This window comes from Thauera chlorobenzoica, assembly GCF_001922305.1.
Lineage (GTDB): Bacteria > Pseudomonadota > Gammaproteobacteria > Burkholderiales > Rhodocyclaceae > Thauera > Thauera chlorobenzoica.
Window position 1 is genome coordinate 462,351 of the sequence record NZ_CP018839.1, and the last position, 26,717, is coordinate 489,067.

Genomic DNA, 26,717 nt, shown 5'->3' on the forward strand with positions numbered 1-26,717 from the left:
CCATTGCCGGCCCGTGATGCACGCTTCGCGCGCGCGTGGTGGCCTGATTTCCTTCTGGCGCTTATAAAAGGCTTACATGGACCTGAAAAGCAAAAAGGCCAGTCCGCGAGAACTGGCCTAAGTGCTTGAATTCGTTGGTGGGGGCACTAGGACTCGAACCTAGGACCAATTGATTAAGAGTCAACTGCTCTACCAACTGAGCTATACCCCCGGTGCCTTGCGGCGGATCGGGGTGGTGCCCGATCAGGAAGGCGCGAATCATACCCGCGCGGGCCTTGCGGCGCAACCGTTTTGTCCGCTGCCGCGTTCAGCCCAGGAGGCGTCCTGCGCGGCGGCGGGTGCCCGTGTGCGCGCCCAGACCATGCGCGCCATGGGCATGGCAGATCGCGCAGGCGAGGGCATCGGCGGCGTCGGGGCCGGGGCTGGCGTCGAGTGCGAGCAGGCGCTGCACCATGTGCTGGACCTGCTCCTTGGCCGCCTTGCCGTAGCCGACCACCGACTGCTTGACCTGCAGCGCGGTGTATTCGGCCACCGCCAGCTCGCACGATACTGCGCCGCAGATCACCGCGCCGCGCGCCTGGCCCAGCAGCAGGGTGGATTGCGGATTGACGTTGACGAACACCTTTTCCACCGCGACGACGTCGGGCTGCCAGGTGGCGATCACTTCGCGCACGCCGTCGAGCAGCGTCTTCAGGCGGCCGGGAAGTTCGCCGTCGGCGGTCCTGATGCAGCCGCTGGCGACGTAGCGCAGCTGGCTGCCGAGCTGGTCGACGAGACCGAAGCCGGTGATCCGCAATCCGGGGTCGAGGCCGAGGATGCGGGTGGCGACGGTGGCGGTGGCGGCGCTGCCCACGTCCGCTTCAGACCTGTACCGCGGTGCCGCTGACGCACACCATCAGCATGCCGTTGTCGGCGCCGAGAACTTCGTAATCGACGTCGATGCCGAGGATGGCGTTGGCGCCGAGACGCACCGCTTCGGCCTGCATTTCCTCGATGGCGATGCGGCGGGCGTCGGCGAGGGTGCGTTCGTAGGCGCCGGCGCGGCCGCCGACAACGTTGCGGATCGAGGCGAACAGGTCCTTGAAGAGGTTGGCGCCGATGATCGCTTCGCCATTGACCACGCCGAGGTACTGGCGCACGGGCTTGCCGTCGAGGCTGGAGGTGGTGGACATCAGCATGGCGTTCTCCGGGAAATCAAGATCCGATTCTAGCCCTTGCGCGCCAGCCACACGCCCGACACGGCGATCGCCATGCCGGCGAGGGCGATGCCGTGCAGGGTCTCGCCGAACATCGCCCAGGCGATCAGCGCGGTGGTGGGTGGGGTGAGGTAGAACAGGCTGGCGACGTTGACCGCGCTGCCGCTGCGGATCAGCAGGTTGAGCAGGCTGATCGCGCCCAGCGATAGCACCAGCACCAGCCAGGCGAGGGCGAAGATGAAGTCGCTGCTCCAGTCGATGTGCAGGGTCTCGCTGCGGCTGGCGACGAGGGCGGTGACGAGCAGGCTGGGCAGGAACTGCACCACCGAGCCGGTGCGCAGGTCGAAGCGCGGGCAGAAGCGCTTCTGGTACAGGGTGCCGGCGGTGATGCCGAACAGCGCGGCGAAGGCCGGTTCGAGCATGTGCATCAGCTGCTCGGGCGCCACGCCGTCCACCGAGGCCTTGCTGCCGACGACCAGGGTGACGCCGACAAAGCCGAGCGCCAGCCCGGTCCACTGCCGCGCCGACACCCGCTCGCCGAGCAACAGGCCGGCGCCGGCGGCGGTGAGCAGGGGCTGCATGCCGACCACCAGCGCCGACACCCCGGCGGGCAGGCCGCGGTGGATCGACATGAACACGCCGCCGAGGTACACCGCATGCACGAGCAGGCCGGTGATGCCGATGTGCATCGCCTCGCGCGGGCTGGCCGGCCACGGCGCGCGCATCGCCAGCGCCAGCATCGTCATCAGCGCGATCACCAGTGCGTAGCGGGTGGCGAGGAAGGTCAGCGGCTCGGCATAGGGCAGGCCGTACTTGGCGCCGATGAAGCCGGTGCTCCACAGCAGCACGAACAGGAGCGGCATGAAGCGTTGGGTCAGGGGCGAAGTCGTGATGGGCATCGGAGAGGCGCTGCCAGTGGGCTGCGGGCGGGCCGCGATCGATCGATTACCGCGGGGGAAGCCGCGATGCGTGGCGCACAAGCAAAAAGCGGCGCTGGGCGCCGCTTTTTCGTCAGGCGTGCAGGCCGAAGCTTAGTCGATGATCTCGGCCGAGGTATAGACCTCCTGCACGTCGTCGAGTCCTTCGAGGGCATCGAGCAGTTTCTGCATGCGCGCGGCCTCGTCGCCGGCAAGCTCGATGACGTTGTCCGGTTTCATCGTCACTTCGCCGAATTCGGCGCTGAATCCGGCCTTCTCCAGCGCTTCCTTGATCGCGGTGAATTCCCACGGCCCGGTGATCACCTCGATCGAGCCGTCGTCGTTGCTGGCGACGTCTTCGGCGCCGGCCTCGAGCGCGGCTTCCATCAGCGCGTCCTCGTCGGTGCCGGGGGCGAACAGCAGCTGGCCGCAGTGCTTGAACTGGTACGCCACGCAGCCGTCGGTGCCCATGTTGCCGCCGTACTTGGAGAAGGCATGGCGCACGTCGGCGACGGTGCGGGTCTTGTTGTCGGTGAGGCAGTCGACCATCACCGCCGAGCCGCCGATGCCGTAGCCTTCATAGCGGACTTCCTCGTAGGTCACGCCTTCGAGTTCGCCGGTGCCTTTCTTGATCGCGTTGTCGATCTTGTCCTTGGGCATGTTGACGCCCTTGGCCTTGTCCACCGCCAGGCGCAGGCGCGGGTTGAAGCCCGGGTCGCCCCCGCCCATCTTGGCGGCGACGGTGATTTCCTTCGCCAGCTTGGAGAATGCCGCACCGCGCTTTTCGTCCTGACGACCCTTGCGGTGCTGGATGTTGGCCCACTTCGAATGACCCGCCATAAGAACCTCTGTGCTGCCCGAGCGATTGAACAAACACGCATTATAGCGGGGCGGTCGCACCCCGCGTAACCGGGCCGTCGGTACCGGCTACGCGCTTCGGTCCGGATCGAGCGCAGCGGGAAACACCACGCCGCGTGCGGCGTCGACCACCGCGCGAACCGCGGAATGCCGGATGCGGCGTTCGGTGCTGATCAGCCAGAAGCTCTGGCGCACCTCTTCGATCCGGCCGACTTCGCGCACGCCATAGCGGGCGGCGATTTCACCTGCGAGGATGGCGGGCGCGGGGAAGTAGCCTTCACCAGTCTGGGCGAACGCTTTCATCAGGGCGCTGTCGTCGAATTCCCCCACCACCTGCGGAGACAGCCGCGCCTGCCCCAGCCAGCGCTCGATTTCGCCGCGTACCGCTGCGTTCGGGCCGGGAAGCAGCAGCGGTGCGCCGTTCAGGCAGCCGGGAAAGGCCCCCCCCTGGTCCGCCAGGGCCGGCGCGGCGAGGAAGGCGATCGCGCTGTCGCCGAGCTTGTGGCTGTGACCGCGCACCGAAAGCGCCGTCGGCATCGGGCGGTCGGCCAGCACCATGTCGAGCCGGTGCAGGGCGAGTTCGCCGAGCAACCAGTCGATCGGCGCCTCGCGGCAGACAAGGCGGACGCGCTCGGGGAGGCGCTTGAGCGACGCCAGCAGGCGAAGGGTCAGCGACTTCGGTACCACCTCGGAGATCCCCACGCGCAGGGTCGGCATCGCGGGGCCGGCGTGGGTGCGCAACGAGGAGAGCATCTCGTCGCCGAGCGCGAACATCTCATCGGCGTAGGACAGTGCCACCCGCCCGGCCTCGGTGAGCGCCAGGCCGCGTCCCGCCGGGCGCAGCAGCGGGGTGCCGACTTCTTCTTCGAACAGGTTGATCTGCGCGCTGATGGTCTGCGGCGTCAGGTGAAGCTGCTTCGCCGCGCCGGCAATACTGCCCGAATGGGCGACCGCCCAGAAGTAGCGCAAGTGTTTGAGGTTCAAGGTGGACGATTCGAGAAAAATTGGGATTCATTCAATATTAATCGACTTTATTTGATTCATGGAGGCCTTCAGAATCCGCCCGGTTTTGCTCGGGAGCGCGATGGCGCCCACGGCGTCCGCATCTGCGCCGATGAGTCCGGGCCAGAAGAGGGGATCGGTCCATGAAAACCGTCATCAAGGAGGCCTCGACGTGCTGATGGAAGGCAGAAGCGTCTTTGCGCTCGTGCGCAGCCCGGCCGATCTGGAGCGCGCGTGCCAGGAGCTGGGCGGTTTCCTGTCGGCGGTGCGCCAACGCACCGCGCCTGCCGCCACGCCGGCGTGCCTGCTCGGTCTATGGGTCGATGCGCGCGGCACGGTGGAACTGCCCGCAGCCCTGGAACTGGGCGGTTCGGCGGATGCCCCCCGCCATGCCCGTATCGCCGAGGCCACCGGCATGAGCGCGATCTGGATGATGTATGCCCTGGAAACTTCGCCGCGTGCGCCATCACGCGCCGAGGTGCTCGGGGGCTTGATACGGGCTCGCGCCGATGATGGCGGTGGGCCGGTGCCCGGCCATTTCATCCCGGTATTCGCCCGTGACACCCGGGCGGGCGCGGTGAAGACCGAGATGGAAGAGCTGGAATGCCGCCACCTTGGCCGGCTGCTGGCACCGTGCTATCACGATCCACGCACCGGGGTGCTCGACTGGCCGCGCGTGCCGGCGGAGCCGCTCTCCTGCCGGCAGGCGGCATCGCACTGAGCAGCGCCATGGACCCGGTCATCCTGTTCTTCCTGCTCGGCCTCGCGGCCGGTTTGCTGCGTTCCGAGCTGCGCCTTCCCGGCGCGGTATACGACCTCGTGAGCATGCTCCTGCTGCTTGCGATCGGCATGAAGGGCGGGGTCGAGCTTGCCCGCCAGTCGCTCGCCGAGCTGCTCCCGCAGACTCTCGCCGTGATGACGATGGGCCTGCTGCTGCCCGCCATCGCCTACCCCGTGCTGCGCTATGCCGGGCGTTTCAAGCGCGCCGATGCGGCTTCCATCGCCGCCCACTACGGGTCGGTGAGTGTCGCTACCTACGCCGTGGCGGCGGCCTGGTTCGCCAGCCGCGACATCGCCTTCGAAGCGCACATGCCCTTGCTGCTGGCGGTGCTGGAGATTCCGGCAATCCTGGTCGGGATCGTCCTCGCCCGCGGTCTCTCGCGGGATATCCGGCTCGATGCCGTGGTGCACGAGGTTTTTCTCGGCAAGGGCATCGTCCTGCTGATCGGCGGCCTGCTGATCGGCTGGGCCTCGGGTCCGGAAGGCATCATGCCGCTGGCGCCCCTGTTCTTCGACCTGTTCAAAGGAATCCTGGCCCTGTTCCTGCTGGAAATGGGGCTGATTACCGCAGCCCACTTCGGCAGCCTGCGACGGCACGGCGCATTCCTCGTCCTTTTCGGCGTCGGTATGCCGCTGTTTGCGTCGCTGGTGGGGACGGTGTTCGGCGTTGTCCTCGGGTTTTCGGTCGGTGGAACGGCGATGCTCGCCACCCTCGCGGCGAGTGCCTCCTACATTGCAGTGCCTGCAGCGATGCGCATATCGGTGCCGGAGGCCAACCCGACGCTGTCCCTGGCGGCGGCCCTTGGGGTAACCTTTCCGTTCAACGTGCTGGCCGGCATTCCGCTTTATCATGCGCTTGCGACAAAGGTCCACGTGTTCGCCGGGGGTTGAGGAGATGAACAGTCACACGCGCAAGTTGCTCACCATCGTGACCGAGGCGGTTCTCGAAAGCGTGCTGATCCGAGATATCGAACTTCTGGGCGCTCATGGCTATACGGTCAGCGATGTGCGGGGCAAAGGCAGTCGGGGCGTGCGCAGTTCCTCCTGGGACAGCAGCAGCAATATCCGGGTCGAAGTCCTGTGTGACGAGAAAACGGCTGCCGCCATTGCGGCACATCTGCAGGCGCACTACTACGCCGACTACGCGATGATCTTGTTCATCAACGACGTCGCGGTACTGCGGCCGGAAAAGTTCTGATCCTGCCTGGATCGCCTCCTTCGCCTCCTTCGCCCCCTGCCGCAAAAGGGTGCGGCTTGCGCCCTTTCCGCCCCTTCCGCGGAAGAGCGGGCGCGCTCGGCAAAGGCCGCGGCCATTGGCTGCTAAACTCGCCGCCATCCAGACCCCATTCCCGAGGAGCATGAGATGGCCGAGCCGATGCTGATCGCGCGTGCACCCGACAACGACCTGTTCAAGGACCTCCACCTGCTGCCGCGCCTGGCCAACCGCCACGGCCTGATCACCGGCGCCACCGGTACCGGCAAGACGGTGACCCTGCAAAAGCTCGCCGAGTCCTTCGCCGCGATCGGCGTGCCGGTGTTCATGGCCGACGTCAAGGGCGACCTCTCCGGCATCGCCGCCGCCGGCACCGCCTCGCCCAAGCTGCTGCAGCGCCTGGTGGCGATCGGCATCGACGACTACGTGCCGCGCGCCAACACCACCGTGTTCTGGGACGTATTCGGCACCCAGGGCCATCCGGTGCGCGCCACCATCTCCGACATGGGGCCGCTGCTGCTCGCGCGCCTGCTCAACCTCAACGACACCCAGGCCGGCGTGCTCACCCTGGTGTTCAGGATCGCCGACGACAACGGCCTGCTGCTGCTCGACCTCAAGGACCTGCGGGCGATGGTGCAGTACGTCGGCGACAATGCAAAAAACTTCACCACCGCGTACGGCAACGTTTCCGCGGCCTCGGTCGGCGCCATCCAGCGCAACCTGCTGGCGCTGGAGGAGCAGGGCGGCGACGTCTTCTTCGGCGAGCCGATGCTCGACATCAACGACCTGATGCAGACCGACGCCGAGGGCCGCGGCGTCATCAACGTGCTCGCGGCGGACAAGCTCTACCACGCGCCCAAGCTCTACTCCACCTTCCTGCTGTGGCTGCTCGCCGAGCTGTTCGAGCAGCTGCCCGAAGTCGGCGACCCCGACCAGCCGAAGTTGGTGTTCTTCTTCGACGAGGCCCACCTGCTGTTCGACGACGCGCCCAAGGCGCTGGTCGACAAGATCGAGCAGGTCGTGCGCCTGATCCGTTCCAAGGGGGTGGGCGTCTATTTCGTCACCCAGAACCCGCTTGACATTCCCGAGACCGTCCTCGGCCAGCTCGGCAACCGCGTCCAGCATGCGCTGCGCGCATTCACGCCGCGCGACCAGAAGGCGGTGAAGACCGCCGCCGACACCATGCGGCCGAACCCGGCGTTCGATGCCGCCCAGGCGATCACCGAACTGGGGGTGGGCGAGGCGCTGATCTCCTTCCTCGACGACAAGGGCCGGCCGCAGCTCACCGAGCGCTGCTTCGTGATCGCGCCCGACTCCCGTCTCGGGCCGCTGACCGAGGCCGAGCGCGGCGCCGCGATCACCGGTTCGGTGCTGCATGGCCACTACGAGCGGGCGGTGGACCGCGAGTCCGCCTACGAGCGGCTGCGCGCCCAGGCCGAGGCCTCCGCCGCCGCCGCGCAGCAAACGGCGGCGGGCCGCGAGGGCGGCGGCGGGCTCAACGACATCCTGTTCGGCTCGACCGGGCCGCGTGGCGGGCAGCGCGACGGCCTCGTGCAGATCGCGGCGAAGACGGTGACGCGCACCATCGGCAGCAGCATCGGCCGCCAGATCGTGCGCGGCCTGCTCGGCTCCTTGTTCGGCGGCGGCAGCCGGCGCTGAGCAACGGCGCCGGCCCGCTGCGGAAACCCGGTCCGGAGGCGGTGGTTCAGGCGGCGAGGCCGAGGCGGCGGCAGATCTCGGTCGTGGGGCCGGCCATGTTCATGCTGTAGAAGTGGAGGCCGGGTGCGCCTTCGGCGATCAGGCGTTCGCACAGCCGGGTCACCACGTCGAGACCAAACGCGCGCACCGATTCGGCATCGTCGCCGTAGCTCTCGAAGGTCTTGCGCATCCAGCGCGGGATCTCGGCGCCGCAGGCGTCGGAGAAGCGGGCGAGCTTGCTGAAGCTGCCGACCGGCATGATCCCGGGCACGATCGGGATGTCGATGCCCATCTTGCGCGCCGCATCGACGAAGTGCAGGTAGGCGTCGAGGTTGTAGAAGTACTGCGTGATCGCTGCGTCGGCGCCGGCCGCGACCTTGCGCTTGAAGGCGAGCAGATCGTCTTTTGGGCTTTTCGCCTGCGGATGCCACTCGGGGTAGGCGGCGACTTCGATGCGGAAGCGGCCGCCGGTTTCGGCGCGGATGAATTCGACCAGTTCGTTGGCGTAGCGGAATTCGCCCGGGTCCTGTACGCCCGAGGGCAGGTCGCCGCGCAGCGCGACGATGCGGCCGATGCCGGCATCGGCATAGTCCTGCAGGATGGCGCGGATGCTGTCGCGGCTGGAGCCGATGCACGACAGGTGGGGGGCGGCTTCGAAGCCGGCAGCGGTGATGTCGCGGACGGTGGCGAAGCTGCGCTCGCGGGTGGAGCCGCCGGCACCGTAGGTGACCGAAAAGAATGCGGGCTTCAGTGCCGCCAGGCGGGCGCAGGTGGTGCGCAACTTGTCGGCGCCTTCGGCGGTGGTGGGGGGGAAGAACTCGATCGAGATTTCGGTGCTCATGGGGTGTCCGGATCGGTGTCGCCAGCCGGTGTGCGGATGGCATGGAAGAAAAATTCGCGGTTGCCGTCGCCGCCGCTGATCGGTGAATCGAACCAGTCGAGGATGATCAGCCCGGCGGCGTGGGCGGCGGCGCGCAGCTTTGCCTCGACCTCGGCGTACAGTGCCGCATCGCGCACGATGCCGCCCTTGGCGAGGCCCTGCGGGCCGACTTCGAATTGCGGTTTCACCAGCGCCAGCACGTGGCCGCCGGGCGCGAGCAGCGCTGGCCACTGCGGCAGCAGCAGGGCGAGCGAGATGAAGCTGGCGTCGCACACCAGCAGGTCGAAGCCTTGCGGCGGGAAATCCGCGCCGAGGTCGGCGGCGGTGAGCTGGCGGGCGTTGAGGCCTTCGCGCGTGACGCAGCGGCCGTCCTTGCGCAGGCGCGGGTGGAGCTGGCCGTGGCCCACCTCCACCCCGATCACCTTTGCCGCCCCCGCCTGCAGCAGGCAGTCGGTGAAACCGCCGGTGGATTGGCCGATGTCGAGGCAGGTGATGCCGTGGACATCGAGCAGGCTGCGCTTCAAGGCGCCTTCGAGCTTCAGCGCACCGCGCGAGACGAAGCGGTCGCTGTCGTCGGGGGTGACCGCGAGGCGGGCATCGGGCGGCAGTTCGAGCGCAGCCTTGACGACCGCCTGGCCGTCATGGCTGACCCGGCCGGCGTCGATCAGCGCCCGCGCCGCGGTGCGCGAGGGCGCCAGGCCCTGTGCCACCAGCAGCTGGTCGACGCGCAGCAGGCCGTGGCGATCGGCCGGGCCTTTGGCCGGTGCTGCAGGCCGTGGCCGCCCCTGGCGGGCGTGGAAGGAGTTCATGCTCATCGCAGGTCGGGATCGGCCCGGGGCGCCCGCCGCGGGGCGCGCCGGGGGGTCAGTAGCGATAGTGCTCGGTCTTGTACGGGCCTTCCTTGGGAACGCCGATGTACGCTGCCTGGGCATCGGTGAGTTCGCTGAGCTGGGCGTTGAGCTTTTTCAGCTGCAGCCGGGCGACTTTCTCGTCGAGGTGCTTGGGCAGGGTGTAGACGCCGACCGGGTAGTCGGCCGTGCGGGTGAACAGCTCGATCTGGGCGATCGTCTGGTTGGCGAAGGACGAACTCATGACGTAGCTCGGGTGGCCGGTGGCGCAGCCGAGGTTCACCAGCCGGCCCTTGGCGAGCAGGATGATGCGGTGGCCGTCGGGGAAGATCACGTGATCGACCTGGGGCTTGATCTCTTCCCACGCGTAGCCTTCGATCGAGGCGACGTCGATCTCGTTGTCGAAGTGGCCGATGTTGCACACGATCGCCTGGTCCTTCATTCGTGCCATGTGCGCGTGGGTGATGACGTGGTAGTTGCCGGTGCAGGTGACGAAGATGTCGGCATGTTCGGCGGCGTAGTCCATGGTGACGACGCGGTAGCCTTCCATCGCCGCCTGCAGCGCGCAGATCGGGTCGATCTCGGTGACCCACACCTGGGCGGAGAGCGCGCGCAGCGCCTGCGCCGAGCCCTTGCCGACGTCGCCGTAGCCGGCGACCACCGCGACCTTGCCGGCGATCATCACGTCGGTGGCGCGCTTGATGCCGTCGACGAGCGATTCGCGGCAGCCGTAGAGGTTGTCGAACTTGCTCTTGGTGACCGAATCGTTGACGTTGATCGCGGGGAACTTGAGCTCGCCCCTCGCGTGCATCTGGTACAGGCGGTGCACGCCGGTGGTGGTCTCTTCGGTGACGCCCTTGATCTGCGCCAGGCGGGTCGAGTACCAGCTCGGGTCCTGCGCCAGCTTGGCCTTGATCGCGGCGAAGAGGATGGTTTCCTCTTCGGAGCCGGGCGTGGCCAGCACCGAAATGTCCTGCTCCGCGCGCGCGCCGAGGTGCAGCAGCAGGGTGGCGTCGCCGCCGTCGTCGAGGATCATGTTGCTGTAGCCGCCATCCGACCACTCGAAGATGCGGTGGGTGTAGTCCCAGTAGTCGGTGAGCGACTCGCCCTTCACCGCGAACACCGGGATGCCCTCGGCGGCGATCGCGGCAGCGGCGTGGTCCTGGGTCGAGAAGATGTTGCACGACGCCCAGCGCACCTCGGCGCCGAGCGCGGTGAGGGTCTCGATCAGCACCGCGGTCTGGATCGTCATGTGCAGCGAGCCGGTGATGCGCGCGCCCTTCAGCGGCTGCGCCGCGGCGAATTCGTCGCGGATCGCGATCAGGCCGGGCATCTCGGTTTCGGCGATGCGGATTTCCTTGCGCCCCCACGCGGCGAGCGCGAGGTCGGCGATGACGAAGTCGGTGAATCCGGAAGCGGTTGCGGGTGTGTCAGCCACAGCGTTCATGTGAAGCTCCTTGCCATGGCCGGGCGGGGACGGGGTGCAGCGCGGGCGCAGTGCGTGCGCCGCTTCGTGCTCACCCGGCATCCCGAACCCGGCGGGGGTTGAGAATGATCAGCAGGGTGAGCGCCGTTGTGCCGCTACCCGCCGGGGCGGCGGGGTCCGAGCCTGGGGGCCGGGCCTGCGGTGGTGGCCGGCGCCTCGCAGCGCTCCTCGGAAAGCGCGGATTATAGCGAATCCGCGCCCGCTGTTGGCAGCGCTTCCGCGCCCGCTTCCCGCCCTGTCCCGGTGGGGGGCGGCCCGGGGCGGGCGATATAATGGCGGCTTTTCGACGAAGGTGGGTCTTGCCGTGTACGAACGCTTATTCGTAGCCTTGCAGCATGTCCTGCCCAAGAAGCTGCTGACCCGGGGGGCTGGCAGGCTTGCAGGCCTGCACGGTGGGCGAGTGACCACCGCCTTCATCCGCTGGTTCGTGCGCCGCTATGGGGTCGCCATGGACGAGGCGGCCAATCCCGATCCCGCCGGCTACGCCAGCTTCAATGACTTCTTCACCCGTTCGCTGCGCCCGGGCGTGCGCCCGTTCGCCGATGCCGATTTCCTGTGCCCGGTCGATGGCGCGATCAGCCAGTTCGGCCCGATCGAGCGCGACCAGATCTTCCAGGCCAAGGGCCATGCCTATTCCGTCGCCGCCCTTGTCGGCGGCGATCGCCGGCTGGCGGCGCGCTTCGAGGACGGCGAGTTCGCCACCCTGTATCTCAGCCCGAAGGACTACCACCGCATCCACATGCCGTGCGCGGGCGAGCTGCTGCAGATGATCTACGTGCCGGGCGCGCTGTTCTCGGTCAATCCGGCGACCGCGCGCGGCGTGCCCGGGCTGTTCGCGCGCAACGAGCGCGTGGTGTGCGTGTTCGAGGGCGGGTTCGGCCCCTTCGCCATGGTGCTGGTAGGCGCGACCATCGTCGGCAGCATGGCCACGGCGTGGCACGGCGTGGTGAACCCGCCGCGGCGCCCGGACATCGAGAAGCGCAGCTATGCCGATGGCGAGGTGGTGCTGGCGCGGGGCGAGGAAATGGGGCGCTTCCTGCTCGGGTCGACGGTGGTGATGCTGTTTCCGAAGGGGGTGCTGCGCTTCAATTCCGAATGGGCGCCGGCGCGCGCGGTGCGCATCGGTGGGGCGATGGCGCAGCTGCGCCGCACGGGGTAGGCTCGCGCGCTTGCGCTGGAAGCGCAGGGGGCGAGGGCGGGGGAGCGGGCGCGGTTGCCGCGAACATGCGATTCGATTGGCCGGTGCCGGAAAAGGGTCGTTACAATGCGCTTACATTTTTGCGCGTTTGCGTCGCCGCTGCCGCCGTACTCGCCCCCGGGGCGCCGAGCTGTTCTGGTGCCCGCGGAACTCCCGCCACGCTTTTCTTCCGGCTCCGCTCCATGAAACCCACGACAAATTCCTCCAGAATCAAGATTTGGGTGCAGCTGCTGCTGACCATCGGCATCGCACTGTTCGTCGTATGGACCGCGGTGATCGTCTGGCAGAGCCACGTTTACCGCCAGGCTGCGTTGAACCAGGCCGAGGAGTTTTCCCGCAGCATGCACGAGGCCACGATGGCCGGCCTGACCGGCATGATGGTCACCGGCACCATCGGCCAGCGCGACGTCCTGCTCGACCAGATGAACCAGCTCGGCTCGATCCGCGACGTGCGCGTGGTGCGGGGGGCGACGGTGATCGAGACCTTCGGCGAAGGCACCGCCCACGATGCGAAGCCCGATCGCAGCGAGCAGTGGGTGCTGGACAACGGCCGCGCCCTGAGCGTGGTCGAGTCCGACGGCAAGGGCGAATACCTGCGCGTGGTCCGTCCGGCGCTGGCGCAGCAGGATTACCTTGGCAAGAACTGCCTGAGCTGTCACCAGGTCGCCGAAAACAGCGTCCTCGGCGCGGTGAGCATGAAGGTCTCGCTCGACAAGGTGAATGCCGACCTCGCCGCCCAGCGCTGGAAGTCGATCCTGATGGCCGTCGTCACCAGCATCCCGGTGCTGCTGCTGATCTATCCGTTCATCTGCAAGGTGGTCACGGTGCCGCTGCGCTCCGGCGTGCAGGTGGCGCGTGGCATCGCCGCCGGCGACCTGTCGCAGGATATCGCGGTGACCTCCAACAACGAGATCGGCGGTCTGCAGCAGGCGCTCAAGGAGATGAGCGCGAGCCTGCGCCGCATCGTCGGCGAGGTGCGCGGCGGCACTGATGCGATCTTCGCCGCGTCGCGCGACATCGCCAACGGCAGTGCCGACCTGTCCGAGCGCACCGAGCGCCAGGCCGACACCATCCGCCAGATCGCCACGTCGATGCAGGCGCTGACCACTGCGGTCAACCACAACGCCGGCGGCGCGCGCCAGGCCAGCGAGCTGGCCGTTTCCGCCTCGGATGTGGCGCAGCGCGGCGGGGCCGTGGTGGCGCAGGTGGTGCAGACCATGGACGCGATCGAGGCTTCGTCGCAGAAAGTGGCCGACATCATCCAGGTGATCGACAACATCGCCTTCCAGACCAACATCCTGGCGCTCAATGCCGCGGTCGAGGCGGCGCGTGCGGGCGAACAGGGGCGCGGCTTTGCCGTGGTGGCCTCGGAGGTACGCAGTCTGGCGCAGCGTTCGGCGGGCGCCGCGCGCGAAATCAAGACCTTGATCGACGATTCGGTGAAGCGGGTGGCCGCAGGCGGGGCGCTGGCGCACCAGGCCGGCACGACGATGGGCGAAGTCGTGCAGTCGATCCAGCAGGTGACCGACATCGTCGGCGGCATCGCCGTGGCGAGTGCCGAACAGACCCAGGGGATCGAGCGCGTGACCGCCTCGATCGCCGAAATCAGCGGCGTGACCCAGCAGAATGCGGCGCAGGTGGAACAGGCCGCCGCCGCCGCTCAGTCGCTGGAGGAGCAGGCCGCCCAGCTCGAAGCCGTGGTCGATGTCTTCAGGCTCGACGGCCACGGGCATGCTTCCCCGCGGCCCGCGCTGGAACGGCTGGACGCTCCGCTGCAGCTGCAGCGCGCCTGAGGCAGGGCGGTTCCGGCGCGGGCGCTCCGGCAGAGGCCGCGCCGGTCCGGCGGCCTCGCCTCGTCCGGAGCGGCGCGGCGCCCGGACCGGCGGCCTCGCTTAATTCTTTCCCGGCTTGGCGGAAAACAGCGCGGCGCGCTGTTGCGGGCGGTTGCCGCCGGCTTCGCCGCGGCGCGGCGTGGAGAGGCGGTTGCCGTCGACGTCCGGGCGGCGGTTGCCGTGTTCGGCGCGATTGCCGTTCACCTCGGTGCGTGCGGGGGGCGGGCGATTGCCGTCGATTTCCCGGCCGTCGGCCTGACGCGGGGCGCGGTTGCCATTCGCTTCGCCGCGCGGCGCCTGCGGGCGGCCACCGGGCTTGCCTGGCGCACCGGCGCGTGCGCCGGCCGGACGTTCGCCACTGCGCGCGGCGCTGCCGGCAGCGGCCTGGCGTGCCGGCGCCTGGCTGCGAGCGCGCTCCGGACGGTTGCCGCCGCGGCGCGGCAGCGGGTCGCGCTGGTGATCGGCATCGTGGGCCGCCTCGGCGCCGGCGCTGGGCACGAAATCTTCGGCGGTGGCGCGCTCGATGCGGCGCTTGATCAGACGCTCGATCGCGGTCAGCAGCTTGATCTCCTCGCCGTCGACGAGCGAAATCGCGTTGCCCGCGGCACCGGCACGGCCGGTGCGGCCGATGCGGTGCACGTAGTCTTCGGGCACGTTCGGCAGCTCGAAGTTCACCACCTGCGGCAGCTGGTCGATGTCCAGCCCGCGCGCGGCGATGTCGGTGGCGACCAGCACCGGCAGCGAGCCGTCCTTGAATTGCGCCAGCGCGCGGGTGCGCGCGGCCTGGCTCTTGTTGCCGTGGATCGCGGCGGCGGGGATGTCGTGCTTGCTGAGGTATTCGGCAAGCTTGTTGGCGCCGTGCTTGGTACGAGTGAATACCAGCGCCTGGAACCACTGCTTTTCCTTGATCAGGTGAGCGAGCAGCTCGCGCTTGTGCTTCTGACCGATTTGGTAGACTGCCTGATCGACGCGTTCGGCGGTGGTGTTGCGCGGCGCCACTTCCACCGTGCCGGGGTTGTGCAGCAGGCCGCTGGCGAGGTGGCGGATCTCGTCGGAGAAGGTCGCCGAGAACAGCAGGTTCTGGCGCTTCTTCGGCAGCAGCGCGAGAATCTTGCGGATGTCGCGGATGAAGCCCATGTCGAGCATGCGGTCGGCTTCGTCGAGGACGAGGATTTCGACCCCCGAGAGGTCGAGCGTCTTCTGGCCGACGTGGTCGAGCAGCCGCCCCGGGGTGGCGACGAGGATGTCGACGCGCTTTTTCAACGCCGCGATCTGCGGGTTGATGTTGACCCCGCCGAACATCACCAGCGAGCTGAGCGGCAGATGCTTGCCGTAGGTCTTGACCGATTCCTCGACCTGGGCGGCGAGTTCGCGGGTCGGGGTCAGGATCAGGCAGCGCGGGCGTCCGGGCGGATGGGGGTGGGCATGGGTCGCAGCCAGCATGTGCAGCAGCGGCAGGGTGAAGCCGGCGGTCTTGCCGGTGCCGGTCTGGGCGGCGGCGAGCAGGTCGCCGCCGGCAAGCACCTGGGGAATCGCCTGGGCCTGGATCGGCGTGGGCGTGGAATAGCCGGCGTCGCCGATGGCGCGCAGCAAGGGGGCGGCCAGCCCGAGGCTGGCGAAAGTCACTTCGGAATTCATCGATGTTTCCAGCGGCAGCCCGTCGCGTGGGTGACGCGACACCAATCCGGACTGGCGGGAGGGATCCGGGCCGGTTTCGGGCCGCAGGGATCGTTGCAGGGGCGCCGCGATCGATTGGTGCATTCGCGGCGAGCCGGCACTATAAGGGCTTCGGCGCGGATAAGCGAGCCATTTCGGTCGCGGCGGGTGCGCAAGGGCGGACCCGGCCGCTTCGGGGTATTTCCATAATGCATAAAATGGGCGATAGTGGGAGTGTTGCCGGGCGGTGCCCGGATCGACCTCTGTCCTTTTGAGCGCGATGAATCACTTTCAGGTTCGGAAGAGCGTCACATCCCTGCGCGCCCGGCTCGCACGCCGGCTCGCGTGGGCGGCGGCGGGCGGGCTGGCGCTGGTCGCGACCCTGTCCGCGCTGCTCATCCATGGCAGCAGCCAGGCCTTTGCCCGGATGTGGACGGCGGTCGGACTGGGTCAGCCGTTCGATACCCTGCTCGCGGCGCTGGCCGGGCTGGGCGGGCTGCTTGGGGCGGGCACGCTTGTCCGCGTGCTCCTCAGCCCGCCGCCGCAGGTCGAGGGGATCTGCCTGCCCCGCCCGGCGGCGACGGAATTTTTCGGCCTGCTCGACGAACTGACCGAGCGCTTCGGGGTGCCGGCGGTGCACCGCGTCCGGATCACCGCCGAGATCAATGCCACCGTGGTGCAGCGGCCGAGCCTGGGGGTGGTGGGGTGCTTGCGGACCGAGCTGCTCGTTGGGCTGCCGCTGGTGCATAGCCTGTCGCCTGCGCAGCTTGCGGCCGTGCTCGCTCATGAATTCGGCCATCTCGCCGCACAGCGCTGCGGCTGGTGCGCGCAGGGCGCCCATCTGCGTGCGTGGTGGCTGCGGGTGCTCGACGAGGCGTCGGCATGCCTGCCGCTGCTCGGGGGAGGGATCGACCGCCTTTCTGCGGGCTTCTGCGCCGACATGCTGCGCCTGTCGCGCCTCGAGGAATTCGAGGCCGATGCGCTCGCCGCACGCCTGGTGGGGGCGCAGGCGGTGGGCGATGCACTGGCCGAGCTGAGCCGGCGGGCGGAGTTCCTCGAGCACGATTACTGGCCGCGGGTGCTGGCTTGGCATGAGGCCGATGCCGCCTCGCCGGTCCGGCCGTTTCGTGAAATGGGCGCCGGTATGGATGCGGGTTTTTCCGCTTCGGCGATGGCCGCTGCGGCGTGGACGGCGGCAGACGAGGCCGGACAGGCATTTCATCCGCCCTTGCGCCGCCGGCTGTGCGCGTTGCGGGTTTCGGCGGCGTGGCGACCGACGGCGGCGCCGTCCGCGGCGCGTCACTTCTTCCCCGAGCTGCTGCCGACCCTGGCCTGGGTCTTCGATCGTGCCTGGTGGGAGTTCGCCCGCGTCAGGCGCCACCCGATGGTGCTGCCGGACTGATCGCGCCGCGCCGCGCGCGCGCCTGCTCGAGCTGCTCGCAAAGCAGCTGTGCGCCGTCGAGGATGCGCGGCGTGTGGCGCTGGATGCGCTCGGGCGGGATGAAGAACAGGTTGTCGCGGCGCGTCGCTTCGAGCTGCGGCCAGCGTTTCCACTGGTCGAGCCATTCCGGGCGCCCCTCGCCCATGCCGCTGGCAACGATGGCTTCGGGGTCGGCCGCCAGCACCGCTTCGACGCCGATCGTGGGCGCCAGCTGCGACAGCTGACCGAAGACGTTGCGCCCGCCGCACAGGCGGATCACGTCGGCGATCAGGTGCTCGTCGTTGACGGTCATCAGCGGCCGGTCCCAGATCTGGTAGAAGGTGCGCACCGCCGGGCGCTCGCGGTAGCGGGCGGCGAGCGCGGCGCGGCGTTCGCGGAACGCGGTGGCGGCGGCTTGCGCCGGCGCTTCGCTGCCCGCCAGGCGGCCGAACTGCTCGAGGCTGTGGGCGACCGCATCGAGGCTGCGCGGCTCGTTCAGGTAGACCGGAATGCCCAGCGCCCGGAGGTGCTCGAGCGGCGCGCTGCGGTTGCCGCTCGGCCAGCCGATCACCAGGTCGGGGCGCAAGGCGGCGATCGCTTCGAGGTCGATCTGGGTGTAGCCGCCGACCTGCGGCAGCTTTCTCGCCGCTTCCGGGTAATCGCTGTAGGCGACCACCCCCACCACCTTGTCGCCGGCTCCGGCGGCGAACAGGATCTCGGTGACGTGGGGGGCGAGGCTGACGATGCGCTGCGCCGGCCCTTTCAGCACCAGCCGGTGGCCGCTGTCGTCGGTGATGTCGACCTGCGCGGCAGCGGGGAGGCCGAGGCCGCAGAGCAGGGCAAGGGCGGCGCGGTGCTGCAGGCGGGGAAAGGTCTCAGCAACCATGTGTTGGGATCCGGGGCGATGGGGGGCTGCCGGCGGGCGTGCTCCCGGAACGGTGGAGCGCTTCGCCGCAGGTCTGCAGCGCGGCTTCCAGGCGCTGCCAGCCGTGCTCGTCGGGCGGCAGGCCGAAGCGCACGGCCGGGGGGGCGTCGAACAGGCGGCTCAGGATGCCGTGGCGTGCCAGGTGCGTATGGAGCGCGGCGGCGTGCGGGGTCGGCACCCACTTGAACAGGGCCGGGCCGTGGGTGGGGGCGAAACCGGTGGCGGTGAGCAGGTCCTGCAGGCGTTCGCCTTCGGCCTGCAGCCGGGCGCGGGTGCGGGCCTGCCAGGCGTGATCGGCCAGCGCATGGCGGGCGACGAGCCGGGCCGGGCCGTTCAGGGTCCAGGGGCCGAGCATGTCCGCCAGCACCCGGCGCAGCGGTGCCGGGGCCAGGACGAAGCCCACGCGCGCGCCGGCGAGACCGAAGAACTTGCCCAGCGAGCGCAGCACCACCAGTCCGTCCGCTCCGGCGAGCGGAGCCAGGCTGGCCTCCGGGACGGTGTCGATGAAGGCCTCGTCCACCACCAGCCAGCCGCCCCGGCGGGCGAGCCGCGCATGCCAGTCGAGCAGGCGCGCGCGCTCGAACAGCGCCCCGGTCGGGTTGTTCGGCTGGACCAGGACGACGATGTCGCTATGGTCGACGGCTGCGGCGAGGTTTTCGGCGCTGACCAGGGCGGGCGCGCTGCCGCGCCAGGCGTGGGCATGCTCGGCGTAGCTCGGTGCCAGCAGGGCGACCCGCGGCGGTGTCGCGGCGCCGTGCGCGGCCCTGCCCGCGGTCCAGGCCGGCACCAGGGCCGCGGGCAGGGCCTGGATCGCCGGTTGCGAGCCGGCCACCGGGAGCAGCGCGGCACTGCCGTAATAGCCCGCAGCGGCGGTTTCCAGCCCGTCGTCGTCTTCCGGCAGGCGCTGCCATGCTGCGGCCGGGACCGGCGGTGCCGGATAGGCGTGCGGATTGACCCCGGTCGACAGGTCGAGCCAGGCGGCGAGCGGGATGCCGTGTTCGCGGGCGGCGCGCCGCAGCCGGCCGCCGTGCTCAAGCATGGGGCGCTCCGGCCAGCGTCGACAGCCCGGCCTCGATCAGCACCGCGAGGGCCGCCAGCCCCAGCCACCACAGTGCGCCCCGGCGCACCAGCGCGACCGCCTCGGCGATGCTCGCCGTATCGGCCGGGCGGCCCTCGCCGAGCACCGGGCGGTCCTCGATCCGGCCGTGATAGACCGCCGCGCCGCCCAGGCGCACGCCCAGCGCGCCGGCACCGGCGGCCATCACCGGGCCCGCGTTCGGGCTGTCCCAGGTGCGCGCCTGCCGCCGCCAGCAGGCCAGTGCGCGCCGGGTGTGGCCGAGCAGCGCATAGGTGAGCGCGGTCAGGCGTGCCGGGAGGGCATTGAACAGATCGTCGAGGCGTGCCGCCGCCCAGCCGAAGTGCAGGTAGCGCGGGCTGCGGTAGCCCCACATCGCGTCGAGGGTGTTCGCCAGGCGGAACGTCAGCGCGCCCGCGCCGCCGGCCACGATGAACCAGAACAGGGCGCCGAACACCGCATCATTGCCATTTTCGAGCACCGATTCGGTGGCCGCCCGCGCCACCCCTTCGGCGTCGAGCGCAGCGGTTTCGCGGCTGACGATCCATCCCACCCGCTCGCGCGCCAGGCTCAGCTCGCCGGCCGCCAGGGGGGTGGCGATGGCCCGTGCATGCTCGGCCAGGCTGCGTCCGCCGAGGGCGAAATAGAGCAGTGCCACATCCACCGGCCAGTGCGCCAGCGGGTGCAGCCCGCGCAGCCACAGCGCCAGCGCCACCCACGGCAGCACCGCCAGTGCCCAGGCCACGAGGCCGGCGCGGCGGCTGGTGCCGAGAACCCGCCGGCACCCTGCTTCGATGCGCGCCGCCCAGCGCCCGAAGCCGACCAGTGGATGAAACCGGCGCAGCTCGCCGAACAGCCGGTCGGCGAGCAGTCCGGCGCCCAGCTTGAGCGCGATTGCAGTGGTGGAAAGCAGCATCGGAGCGGAAGTGGAGGACGGGAACAGGCGCCTGTCCGGGACAGGCGCGACGCGGTCGGTTGCTCGGGTGCGTCGGCGCAGAGCCGTGCCGGGGCCTTCCGGCGCCGGCGCGGTGGAGGTTCCGCCCGGTTGCGAATCGGCGATAATCGGACCCTTCGTCAACGCAGGTCGATTCTACGCGATGTCTTCCCCGATCACGCTGATGGTGCAGGGCACCACCTCGGACGCCGGCAAGAGCACCCTGGTCGCCGGGCTGGCCCGCGTGCTCTATCGGCGCGGCCTGCGGGTGGCGCCGTTCAAGCCGCAGAACATGGCGCTCAATTCCGCGGTCACCGCCGACGGCGGCGAGATCGGCCGTGCCCAGGCGCTGCAGGCGCTCGCCGCCGGCGTCGCCCCGCACAGCGACTTCAACCCGGTGCTGCTCAAGCCGGCGACCGACATCGGCGCTCAGGTCATCGTCCACGGCCGCGTCGTCGCGAGCCTGTCGGCACGCGACTACCATGCCTACAAGCCGACGGCGATGGCGGCGGTGATGCAGAGCTGGGACCGCCTGTGCTCGGCCTACCAGGCGGTGCTCGTCGAGGGCGCCGGCAGTCCGGCGGAGATCAACCTGCGCGATCGCGACATCGCCAACATGGGCTTCGCCGAGGCCGCCGACGTGCCGGTGGTGCTGGTCGCCGACATCGACCGCGGCGGCGTCTTCGCCCACCTCGTCGGCACCCTCGAACTACTCTCGCCGTCCGAACAGGCGCGGGTCAAGGGCTTCGTCATCAACCGCTTCCGCGGCGACCTCGGTCTGCTGCAGCCGGGGCTGGACTGGCTGGAGGCGCGTACCGGGCGCAAGGTGTTCGGCGTGCTGCCTTACCTGCACGGGCTGTTCCTCGATGCCGAGGACGCGCTCGCCGACGGTGCTGCCGACGTGCACGCAGGGGAAGGTGCGTTGCGCGTGATCGCGCCGGCCTGGCCGCGGATCTCCAACCACACTGATTTCGACGCCCTGCGCCTGCATCCGCAGGTCGATTTCCGCTGGGTCGGTCCCGGCCAGGCGATTCCGCCCGCCGACCTGATCGTGCTGCCCGGCTCCAAGGCGGTGCATGCCGATCTCGCCTGGCTGCGTGCGCAGGGCTGGGAGGTGGCGATCGCCCGCCACCTGCGCTACGGCGGCAAGCTGATCGGCATCTGTGGCGGCTTCCAGATGCTCGGCCGCAGCCTCGCCGATCCGCTCGGCCTGGAAGGTCCGCCCGCCACGGTCGCCGGCCTCGGCCTGCTCGACATGGAAACCGTGCTCGAACGCGACAAGCGGCTGGAGAATGTGCACGGCCGCCTGTCCGTGGCCTTGAGCGCTGCGGCCGGTGGCGGCGAGGGCGGGGCCGAACTCCGGGGCTACGAAATCCACCTGGGCGTGTCGCGCGGCCCGGCGCTGGCGCGGCCTGCCGCCTGGCTGCGCAGCGCCGGCGGCGAAGAGCGTGCCGACGGCGCGCTGGCGGCGGACGGGCAGATCCTGGGCAGCTACGTTCACGGCCTGTTCGATGCGCCCGGTGCGCTCGCGGCGCTGCTTGCCTGGGCCGGGCTGCGCGCCGATGGCGGGGACGGTGGCCTCACCCTGGTCGATTTGGCGGCGCGCCGCGAGGCCGATCTCGAGCGCCTCGCCGACGCGCTCGAAGCGCATCTCGATCTGGCCGCGCTGTTCGCTCCGCTGCGGCTTCCGCCGCGTCCGGGCGTGCCCGCATGAGCCGGCCCCGTAGCCCCCGCCACGGCGCCGAAACCTCGCTCCTCGGGCAAGCGGTCGCCTACCGCGACACCTATGCGCCCGAGCTGCTGTTTCCGATCGAGCGTCAGTTGAAGCGCGATGAGCTCGGTCTGCGTCCCGCGGCGCTGCCGTTCGTCGGCGAAGACCTGTGGAACGCTTACGAACTGTCCTGGCTCGATGCGCGCGGCAAGCCGGTGGTGGCGCTGGGCGAATTCCGCGTGCCGGCGGCTTCGCCGCGGCTGGTGGAATCGAAGTCGCTGAAGCTCTACCTGAATTCGTTCAACCAGCAGCGCTTCGCCGCGACCGAGGATGTGCGCACGCGGATCGTGCGCGACCTGTCCGCGGCCGCCGGCGCCGAGGTCGGCGTTGCCGTGACGCCGCTGGCGCTGCGCCCGCAGCGCGCGTCCGGCTACCCGCAGGGTGTCTGCCTCGATGGGCTGGAAATCGACATCGATACTTACCAGCCCGAGCCCGGTTTCCTGCGTGCCGCTGGCGCCGAGCGGAGCGAGACGCTGTATTCGCACCTGCTGAAGTCGAACTGCCTGGTCACCGGCCAGCCCGACTGGGGCATGGTGGTGGTGCGCTACACCGGGGCCGCGATCGATCGCGAGGGCCTGCTGCGCTACATCGTGTCTTTCCGCGCCCACAACGAGTTCCACGAGCAGTGCGTGGAGCGCATGTTCTGTGACCTGCTGGCGCGCTGCCGGCCGCGCGAGCTGGCGGTGTGGGCGCGCTACACCCGGCGCGGCGGGGTGGACATCAATCCGTTCCGCGCCAGCCACGCCGGGCTGAGGCCGGACGAGGCGATGGAGGTGCGGCAATGAGGCGGCGGCGTGGCGGGGTTGCGCCGGAAGGGGGGCAGGATTGTAAAGCGCAACAGGGGATTTCGCCATGGCACGCCGCATAGGCAAGCTTCCGAGGCTGGTTTAAGATCGGTTATCGACAAGACTGCCGGCTGTCGCACTCCCGGCGGTAGCGTTTTCATCGGTCTTGTCGTCCAGGTGAAGCGATGGCAGCCGTGCCTTGCTCCTGATGACGACGATCGCACCAGGTCGTCATGTCGATGATCGCAATCAACACCAACACCATGAGGAAATGAAGATGAAGCTTTTCGTTGCTGCAGCCGTTGCCGCCGGCCTCCTGACCACCGCTCCGGCATTCGCCTCGGCCGACCTGGCGAAAGCCAAGAACTGTATGGCCTGCCACGCGGTTGACAAGAAGCTGGTCGGCCCGGCCTACAAGGATGTCGCCGCCAAGTACGCCGGCCAGGCCGATGCGGCCGCCATGCTGGCGACCAAGGTGCAGAAGGGCGGCGTCGGCGCCTGGGGCCAGATCCCGATGCCGCCCAACCCGCAGGTGAACGACGCCGATGCGAAGGCGCTCGTGGCGTGGATCCTGTCGCAGAAGTAAGCTGCGCACCCGGGAGGCCGCAAGCACTCCCCGGGGGATGAAAAAGGCCGGCGCAAGCCGGCCTTTTTCATCCATGCCGCGCGTCCGCCCGCGGTGGGCGCTGCGGCTTATGCCTGCAGGCTGTCGGCGAAGTCCACGCCGATGAGCTGGGCGCGGTTGATGCTTTCGAGGCTGAGGCCAAGTTCGCCGACGAGTGCGGCCAGCGCGCTGCCGTCGAGGCTTTCGCAGGCTTTGGCAAGGCGCAGGTAGGGGGCGAACTCACCGCAATCGTGAAGCAGTGCATCGCTGACGCTGGCGGGCAGGTGCAGCTTGTCGAGCAGGGCCTGCATGGAGGTACCGAGGAGGACGTGGAGGAGCGAGAACGCGCCGGTGATGAACAGGTTGTCGCGCTCGCTGGCGTCGACGTAGGCGGCGGCCGCCTCTTCCATGAAGCGCCCGCGCGTGATCGCCGTCTGCATCAGCGCCGGGGCGCGCGGATCGCGGCTGTCGGTCACCAGCAGCAGGGACAGCCATTTGTTGAGGGCGTCGTAGCCGAGGATGTTGACGGCGTGGCGGAACGACTGGATTTCGTACATCAGGCCGAAACCTGCGGAGTTGATGTAGCGCAGCAGCTTGTACGACAGGGCCAGGTCCTGCTTGAGCACCGCCTCGATGTCGCGGATGTCGCCGTTCCTGCGCACCAGGTTGAGCAGGCGGACGATCTGCGCGTGCCCCGGCTTGAGGGTCCGGGCCGGCGGGTTGGCGTGCTGGAAGAACCAGCCCGAGGCGCCGTCGAAGCCCGCGTCCACCGCCTGGCGGAACGCATTGACGTCGGCCAGCCCCCAGGCCAGGGTCAAGCCCGGCGAGCCGGCGGGCAGCGGCTGGCTGCGCGCGTCCATCAGCACGAAGCGCCAGTCGAAATGGGCGGGCAGGGAGGTGTCCGGGGTGAACCAGCTCAGGCACATCGCGATGCCGTCGTCGCGCAGCCGGCTCATCAGCGCCCGGGTGTGCGGGTTGGACAGGGTTTGCGCGGGAATTTCGATGGTGACGTTTTCAGGCATCGACCAGGCCATCAGCTCGGAAGTGGGAACGAGCTCGCCGAGGCTGAGGAAAACGGGGTGATGGCGGGGCCAGACTTCGGTCTGCGCGGCCAGGGCGTCAACCACCGATGCAACGCTGGGACCGTGGGCGATGAGGCGGTTCGCGGTGATCGCGTGATTCTTGTTGACGACCGGTTCGCGGGTCAGCAGGGTGGTGTGGGACATCGGGCGCTCCGGCTCCGGTTCAGTGTGTCTGCGGGGCGAAAGTGAAGGCGTCGGCGAAGAAGGCGTCTTCGTCCAGGTTGCGGGTGGTGCAAAAGCTGGAGCGCGCCGCCTCGATCATCGCCGCCGCCCCGCAAGCATAGACCTCGTGGCCGCCGAGGTCGGTGAAATCGTCGAGCACGGCCTGGTGCACGAGGCCGCGGCGGCCGTCCCAGCCGTCGCTGGCGGGGGCGTCGGAGAGCACCGGGACATAGCGCAGGCCGGGCAGGGCGGTGTGCCAGCTGCGGGCGAGGGCGTCCAGGTAGAGCCCGCTGCGGGTGCGGGCGCCCCAGTACAGGCTGATCGGGCGGCGGATGCCGATGTGGATCGCATGGTCGACGATGCTCTTGATCGGGGCGAAGCCGGTGCCGCCGGCGAGCAGCACGATCGGGCGCGCGGAATCCTCGCGCAGCCAGAAATCGCCGAGCGGGCCTTCGAGGCGCAGGATGTCCTTTTCCTTCATCGTCTCGAAGACGTGAGCGGTGAACCGGCCGCCGTCGATGCGGCGCACGTGCAGTTCGAGGTGGCCGGCGTCGTGCGGGGCGTTGGCGATCGAGAAGCTGCGCCGCTGACCGTCGGCGAGCATGATGTCGATGTACTGGCCGGCGCGGAAATCGAAGATTTCGCTGCCCGGAAGCTTGAGCTCGATCAGCATCACGTCGTCGGCCAGGCGCTGCATGCGGTGCACGCGGCAGGGCAGGCGCTTGACCGGGATGGCGCCCGGGCGGTCGATCGCGCGCGCTTCCACGACGAGGTCGGAGCGCGGCCGGGCACAGCAGAACAGCGCCAGGCCGGCGGCGCGCTCGGCGGCGCTGAGCGCGCCTGCGGCAGGGTGGCCGTGGTCCACTTCGCCCGCCAGCACCTTGCCCTTGCACGCGCCGCAGACGCCGTCGCGGCAGCTGTGCGGCAGCCGCAGCCCGGCGGCGAGCGCGGCTTCGAGCACGGTCTGGCCGTCGGCAGCATCGAAGTGGTGGTCGCCCGGCTGAAGTGAAATCCGATGTTTCATGGTGCGTGAGATAATTGAAAAATGAAAAGGATCCTGATCGTCGGCAGTGGTGACGTCGCGTTGCGTGCCCTGCCCTGGCTGGTGCGACGTTTTCGCGTGTTCACACTCGTGCGCCGCGGCGAAAGCGGGGCGGCGGTGCGTGCGGCCGGTGCGGTGCCGCTGCGGGCCGATCTCGACGACCGTCGCAGCCTGGGGCGGCTGGCGGGGCTGGCCGAGGCCGTGCTGCACTTCGCGCCGCCGCCCCCGAGCGGGGAGGGCGATCCCCGCACGAAGCGCCTGGTGGCGGCGCTGGCGGCGGGGCGGAGTCTACCACAGGGGGTGGTATACATAAGCACGACAGGGGTTTACGGCGACTGCGCGGGCGCCCGGGTGGATGAAACCCGGCCCTGCCGGGCGCGTACCGCGCGTGCGCGGCGGCGGGTCGATGCCGAGTCCCGCCTGCGCGCCTTCGGCCGGCGTTGCCGGGTGCGGGTGGCGGTCCTGCGCGCCCCCGGCATCTACGCCGCCGAGCGCCTGCCGCTCGAGCGCCTGCGCCGTGGCGACCCGGTGCTCGCGGCCGCGGACGACGTCCATACCAACCACATCCACGCCGACGATCTCGCCCGCATCGCCTGCCTGGCGCTGTTTCGCGCGCGCTCCGGGCGGGTGTACAACGCCAGCGACGATTCCGGGCTGAAGATGGGCGAGTATTTCGATGCCGTCGCCGATGCCTGCGGCCTGCCGCATCCGCCGCGGCTGGGGCGGGCGGTGATCGCCGAGCACCTGTCGGCGCTGGCGCTGTCCTTCATGAGCGAGTCGCGCCGCCTCGACAACCGCCGGCTGAAGCGGGAGCTGCGCCTGCGCCTGCGCTACCCGACGGTCGCCGCCGGCCTCGCCGCGCGGCCGGCACCCTTTTCCGATCCCGTTGCGGAGCACAATCCCACATGCTGACCCTGAAGGCACTGCACATCATCTTCGTCGTGAGCTGGTTCGCCGGCCTGTTCTACCTGCCGCGGCTGTTCGTCAACCACGCCATGGCCGACGATGCAACCACCCGCGCGCGCCTGGCACTGATGGAGCACAAGCTGTACCGCTTCATGACCCCGCTCGGCATCCTCGCCGTCGCCCTCGGCCTGTGGCTGTGGTTCGGCTACGATTTCACCGGCGGCTGGCTGCACCTGAAGACCGCGCTGGTCGTCGGCCTCATCGGCTACCACCTGTACTGCGGCCGGCTGCTGCGCGACTTCGCCGCCGGGCGCAACATCAGGAGCCACGTCTGGTACCGGGTGTTCAACGAGATTCCGGTGCTGGTACTGTTCGTGGTCGTGTTCCTGGTGGTATTGAAGCCGTTCTAGCGCCGGCGGCTGCGGGACGAGGAGGCGGTGCGGGCGG

The 26,717-nt window shown here is 69.5% G+C and carries 26 protein-coding genes and 1 tRNA gene; 12 read left to right on the forward strand and 15 right to left on the reverse strand.

Going from position 1 to position 26,717, the window contains the following annotated elements; translation table 11 throughout:
* Positions 1-135 precede the first annotated feature (135 nt).
* The 6 genes from Tchl_RS02245 to nhaR all read right to left on the reverse strand — a co-directional run bounded on the left by Tchl_RS02245 (position 136) and on the right by nhaR (position 3,955).
* A tRNA-Lys gene (locus Tchl_RS02245) sits at positions 136-211 on the reverse strand.
* A gap of 96 nt (positions 212-307) precedes the next feature.
* Positions 308-853, reverse strand: coding sequence for a crossover junction endodeoxyribonuclease RuvC (ruvC, locus tag Tchl_RS02250; protein WP_075146957.1), 546 nt, complete (start codon positions 851-853; stop codon positions 308-310).
* Between the two features lie 7 nt (positions 854-860).
* A complete protein-coding gene (locus Tchl_RS02255; protein WP_075146958.1) occupies positions 861-1,178 on the reverse strand; it encodes a heavy metal-binding domain-containing protein in 318 nt (105 codons plus the stop codon).
* Between the two features lie 29 nt (positions 1,179-1,207).
* On the reverse strand, positions 1,208-2,095 hold the full coding sequence (locus Tchl_RS02260; RefSeq protein ID WP_103893844.1) for a DMT family transporter: 888 nt from the start codon (positions 2,093-2,095) through the stop codon (positions 1,208-1,210).
* A 132-nt stretch (positions 2,096-2,227) separates the two neighbouring features.
* Positions 2,228-2,953: a YebC/PmpR family DNA-binding transcriptional regulator gene (locus tag Tchl_RS02265; RefSeq protein WP_075146959.1), complete on the reverse strand. Its 726-nt coding sequence runs from the start codon at positions 2,951-2,953 to the stop codon at positions 2,228-2,230.
* An 87-nt stretch (positions 2,954-3,040) separates the two neighbouring features.
* Positions 3,041-3,955, reverse strand: a complete 915-nt coding sequence (gene nhaR, locus Tchl_RS02270; protein WP_075146960.1) for a transcriptional activator NhaR — start codon at positions 3,953-3,955, stop codon at positions 3,041-3,043.
* Positions 3,956-4,151: 196 nt separating this feature from the next.
* On the opposite strand from nhaR, the gene Tchl_RS02275 reads away from it, so the two are divergent.
* From Tchl_RS02275 to Tchl_RS02290, 4 genes are all read left to right on the forward strand, one after another.
* Positions 4,152-4,694 carry a hypothetical protein gene (locus Tchl_RS02275; RefSeq protein WP_146060768.1) on the forward strand — a complete coding sequence of 181 codons (543 nt, stop codon included), beginning with the start codon at positions 4,152-4,154 and terminating at the stop codon, positions 4,692-4,694.
* 8 nt (positions 4,695-4,702) lie between these two features.
* Positions 4,703-5,644: a sodium-dependent bicarbonate transport family permease gene (locus tag Tchl_RS02280; RefSeq protein ID WP_075146962.1), complete on the forward strand. Its 942-nt coding sequence runs from the start codon at positions 4,703-4,705 to the stop codon at positions 5,642-5,644.
* Between the two features lie 4 nt (positions 5,645-5,648).
* On the forward strand, positions 5,649-5,951 hold the full coding sequence (locus Tchl_RS02285; protein WP_075146963.1) for a P-II family nitrogen regulator: 303 nt from the start codon (positions 5,649-5,651) through the stop codon (positions 5,949-5,951).
* Positions 5,952-6,116: 165 nt separating this feature from the next.
* Positions 6,117-7,625 carry a helicase HerA-like domain-containing protein gene (locus Tchl_RS02290; RefSeq protein WP_075146964.1) on the forward strand — a complete coding sequence of 503 codons (1,509 nt, stop codon included), beginning with the start codon at positions 6,117-6,119 and terminating at the stop codon, positions 7,623-7,625.
* A 46-nt stretch (positions 7,626-7,671) separates the two neighbouring features.
* On the opposite strand, the gene metF is transcribed toward Tchl_RS02290, so the two are convergent.
* The 3 genes from metF to ahcY are packed head-to-tail and all read right to left on the reverse strand — an operon-like array spanning position 7,672 to position 10,839.
* Positions 7,672-8,505, reverse strand: a complete 834-nt coding sequence (gene metF / locus Tchl_RS02295) for a methylenetetrahydrofolate reductase [NAD(P)H] (RefSeq protein WP_075146965.1) — start codon at positions 8,503-8,505, stop codon at positions 7,672-7,674.
* Positions 8,502-9,359: a TlyA family RNA methyltransferase gene (locus Tchl_RS02300; protein WP_075146966.1), complete on the reverse strand. Its 858-nt coding sequence runs from the start codon at positions 9,357-9,359 to the stop codon at positions 8,502-8,504. Before Tchl_RS02300 ends, metF begins: the two co-directional genes overlap by 4 nt.
* 49 nt (positions 9,360-9,408) lie before the next feature.
* Positions 9,409-10,839: an adenosylhomocysteinase gene (ahcY, locus tag Tchl_RS02305; RefSeq protein WP_075146967.1), complete on the reverse strand. Its 1,431-nt coding sequence runs from the start codon at positions 10,837-10,839 to the stop codon at positions 9,409-9,411.
* A 343-nt stretch (positions 10,840-11,182) separates the two neighbouring features.
* Between ahcY and asd the strand changes: the two genes are divergently transcribed.
* Positions 11,183-12,037, forward strand: a complete 855-nt coding sequence (gene asd, locus Tchl_RS02310; RefSeq protein WP_075146968.1) for an archaetidylserine decarboxylase — start codon at positions 11,183-11,185, stop codon at positions 12,035-12,037.
* Positions 12,038-12,258: 221 nt separating this feature from the next.
* On the forward strand, positions 12,259-13,869 hold the full coding sequence (locus Tchl_RS18245) for a methyl-accepting chemotaxis protein (protein WP_083945115.1): 1,611 nt from the start codon (positions 12,259-12,261) through the stop codon (positions 13,867-13,869).
* A gap of 99 nt (positions 13,870-13,968) precedes the next feature.
* Here the strand turns inward: Tchl_RS18245 and Tchl_RS02320 are convergent, their stop codons facing one another.
* Positions 13,969-15,546 (reverse strand): DEAD/DEAH box helicase, encoded by a 1,578-nt coding sequence (locus Tchl_RS02320; RefSeq protein WP_075146970.1) that lies wholly within the window; start codon positions 15,544-15,546, stop codon positions 13,969-13,971.
* A gap of 298 nt (positions 15,547-15,844) precedes the next feature.
* On the opposite strand from Tchl_RS02320, the gene Tchl_RS02325 reads away from it, so the two are divergent.
* A complete protein-coding gene (locus Tchl_RS02325) occupies positions 15,845-16,966 on the forward strand; it encodes a M48 family metallopeptidase (protein WP_075146971.1) in 1,122 nt (373 codons plus the stop codon).
* On the opposite strand, the gene Tchl_RS02330 is transcribed toward Tchl_RS02325, so the two are convergent.
* The 3 genes from Tchl_RS02330 to cbiB are packed head-to-tail and all read right to left on the reverse strand — an operon-like array spanning position 16,935 to position 19,900.
* Entirely contained in the window at positions 16,935-17,870 is a 936-nt protein-coding gene (locus tag Tchl_RS02330; RefSeq protein ID WP_083945116.1) for a cobalamin-binding protein, read from the reverse strand. The genes Tchl_RS02325 and Tchl_RS02330 overlap by 32 nt on opposite strands.
* Complete coding sequence (cobD, locus tag Tchl_RS02335; protein ID WP_075146972.1) at positions 17,860-18,948, reverse strand: threonine-phosphate decarboxylase CobD; 1,089 nt, start codon at positions 18,946-18,948, stop codon at positions 17,860-17,862. Before cobD ends, Tchl_RS02330 begins: the two co-directional genes overlap by 11 nt.
* Positions 18,941-19,900: an adenosylcobinamide-phosphate synthase CbiB gene (gene cbiB, locus Tchl_RS02340; RefSeq protein ID WP_075146973.1), complete on the reverse strand. Its 960-nt coding sequence runs from the start codon at positions 19,898-19,900 to the stop codon at positions 18,941-18,943. The genes cobD and cbiB overlap by 8 nt, the downstream gene beginning before the upstream one ends.
* A gap of 181 nt (positions 19,901-20,081) precedes the next feature.
* Between cbiB and Tchl_RS02345 the strand changes: the two genes are divergently transcribed.
* From Tchl_RS02345 to Tchl_RS02355, 3 genes are all read left to right on the forward strand, one after another.
* Complete coding sequence (locus Tchl_RS02345; protein ID WP_075146974.1) at positions 20,082-21,632, forward strand: cobyric acid synthase; 1,551 nt, start codon at positions 20,082-20,084, stop codon at positions 21,630-21,632.
* Positions 21,629-22,474, forward strand: a complete 846-nt coding sequence (queF, locus tag Tchl_RS02350) for an NADPH-dependent 7-cyano-7-deazaguanine reductase QueF (protein WP_075146975.1) — start codon at positions 21,629-21,631, stop codon at positions 22,472-22,474. The genes Tchl_RS02345 and queF overlap by 4 nt, the downstream gene beginning before the upstream one ends.
* A gap of 277 nt (positions 22,475-22,751) precedes the next feature.
* Positions 22,752-23,060 carry a c-type cytochrome gene (locus Tchl_RS02355; protein WP_075149533.1) on the forward strand — a complete coding sequence of 103 codons (309 nt, stop codon included), beginning with the start codon at positions 22,752-22,754 and terminating at the stop codon, positions 23,058-23,060.
* 107 nt (positions 23,061-23,167) lie between these two features.
* Here the strand turns inward: Tchl_RS02355 and Tchl_RS02360 are convergent, their stop codons facing one another.
* On the reverse strand, positions 23,168-24,304 hold the full coding sequence (locus Tchl_RS02360) for an EAL and HDOD domain-containing protein (RefSeq protein ID WP_075146976.1): 1,137 nt from the start codon (positions 24,302-24,304) through the stop codon (positions 23,168-23,170).
* A 19-nt stretch (positions 24,305-24,323) separates the two neighbouring features.
* Entirely contained in the window at positions 24,324-25,346 is a 1,023-nt protein-coding gene (locus Tchl_RS02365) for a CDP-6-deoxy-delta-3,4-glucoseen reductase (RefSeq protein WP_075146977.1), read from the reverse strand.
* Between the two features lie 21 nt (positions 25,347-25,367).
* On the opposite strand from Tchl_RS02365, the gene Tchl_RS02370 reads away from it, so the two are divergent.
* Positions 25,368-26,276, forward strand: coding sequence for an NAD-dependent epimerase/dehydratase family protein (locus tag Tchl_RS02370; protein WP_075146978.1), 909 nt, complete (start codon positions 25,368-25,370; stop codon positions 26,274-26,276).
* Positions 26,270-26,680 (forward strand): CopD family protein, encoded by a 411-nt coding sequence (locus Tchl_RS02375; protein WP_075146979.1) that lies wholly within the window; start codon positions 26,270-26,272, stop codon positions 26,678-26,680. The genes Tchl_RS02370 and Tchl_RS02375 overlap by 7 nt, the downstream gene beginning before the upstream one ends.
* Positions 26,681-26,717: the final 37 nt, after the last annotated feature.

Bases quoted from the DNA above. Each gene is read 5' to 3' on its own strand.
- Tchl_RS02255 (WP_075146958.1), bottom strand. From the start codon at position 1,178: ATGCTGATGTCCACCACCTCCAGCCTCGACGGCAAGCCCGTGCGCCAG.
- Tchl_RS02260 (WP_103893844.1), bottom strand. From the start codon at position 2,095: ATGCCCATCACGACTTCGCCCCTGACCCAACGCTTCATGCCGCTCCTG.
- Tchl_RS02265 (WP_075146959.1), bottom strand. From the start codon at position 2,953: ATGGCGGGTCATTCGAAGTGGGCCAACATCCAGCACCGCAAGGGTCGT.
- Tchl_RS02275 (WP_146060768.1), top strand. From the start codon at position 4,152: ATGGAAGGCAGAAGCGTCTTTGCGCTCGTGCGCAGCCCGGCCGATCTG.
- Tchl_RS02280 (WP_075146962.1), top strand. From the start codon at position 4,703: ATGGACCCGGTCATCCTGTTCTTCCTGCTCGGCCTCGCGGCCGGTTTG.
- Tchl_RS02285 (WP_075146963.1), top strand. From the start codon at position 5,649: ATGAACAGTCACACGCGCAAGTTGCTCACCATCGTGACCGAGGCGGTT.
- Tchl_RS02290 (WP_075146964.1), top strand. From the start codon at position 6,117: ATGGCCGAGCCGATGCTGATCGCGCGTGCACCCGACAACGACCTGTTC.
- metF (WP_075146965.1), bottom strand. From the start codon at position 8,505: ATGAGCACCGAAATCTCGATCGAGTTCTTCCCCCCCACCACCGCCGAA.
- Tchl_RS02300 (WP_075146966.1), bottom strand. From the start codon at position 9,359: ATGAGCATGAACTCCTTCCACGCCCGCCAGGGGCGGCCACGGCCTGCA.
- ahcY (WP_075146967.1), bottom strand. From the start codon at position 10,839: ATGAACGCTGTGGCTGACACACCCGCAACCGCTTCCGGATTCACCGAC.
- Tchl_RS18245 (WP_083945115.1), top strand. From the start codon at position 12,259: ATGAAACCCACGACAAATTCCTCCAGAATCAAGATTTGGGTGCAGCTG.
- Tchl_RS02320 (WP_075146970.1), bottom strand. From the start codon at position 15,546: ATGAATTCCGAAGTGACTTTCGCCAGCCTCGGGCTGGCCGCCCCCTTG.
- Tchl_RS02325 (WP_075146971.1), top strand. From the start codon at position 15,845: ATGAATCACTTTCAGGTTCGGAAGAGCGTCACATCCCTGCGCGCCCGG.
- Tchl_RS02330 (WP_083945116.1), bottom strand. From the start codon at position 17,870: ATGGTTGCTGAGACCTTTCCCCGCCTGCAGCACCGCGCCGCCCTTGCC.
- cobD (WP_075146972.1), bottom strand. From the start codon at position 18,948: ATGCTTGAGCACGGCGGCCGGCTGCGGCGCGCCGCCCGCGAACACGGC.
- cbiB (WP_075146973.1), bottom strand. From the start codon at position 19,900: ATGCTGCTTTCCACCACTGCAATCGCGCTCAAGCTGGGCGCCGGACTG.
- Tchl_RS02345 (WP_075146974.1), top strand. From the start codon at position 20,082: ATGTCTTCCCCGATCACGCTGATGGTGCAGGGCACCACCTCGGACGCC.
- queF (WP_075146975.1), top strand. From the start codon at position 21,629: ATGAGCCGGCCCCGTAGCCCCCGCCACGGCGCCGAAACCTCGCTCCTC.
- Tchl_RS02355 (WP_075149533.1), top strand. From the start codon at position 22,752: ATGAAGCTTTTCGTTGCTGCAGCCGTTGCCGCCGGCCTCCTGACCACC.
- Tchl_RS02360 (WP_075146976.1), bottom strand. From the start codon at position 24,304: ATGTCCCACACCACCCTGCTGACCCGCGAACCGGTCGTCAACAAGAAT.
- Tchl_RS02365 (WP_075146977.1), bottom strand. From the start codon at position 25,346: ATGAAACATCGGATTTCACTTCAGCCGGGCGACCACCACTTCGATGCT.
- Tchl_RS02370 (WP_075146978.1), top strand. From the start codon at position 25,368: ATGAAAAGGATCCTGATCGTCGGCAGTGGTGACGTCGCGTTGCGTGCC.
- Tchl_RS02375 (WP_075146979.1), top strand. From the start codon at position 26,270: ATGCTGACCCTGAAGGCACTGCACATCATCTTCGTCGTGAGCTGGTTC.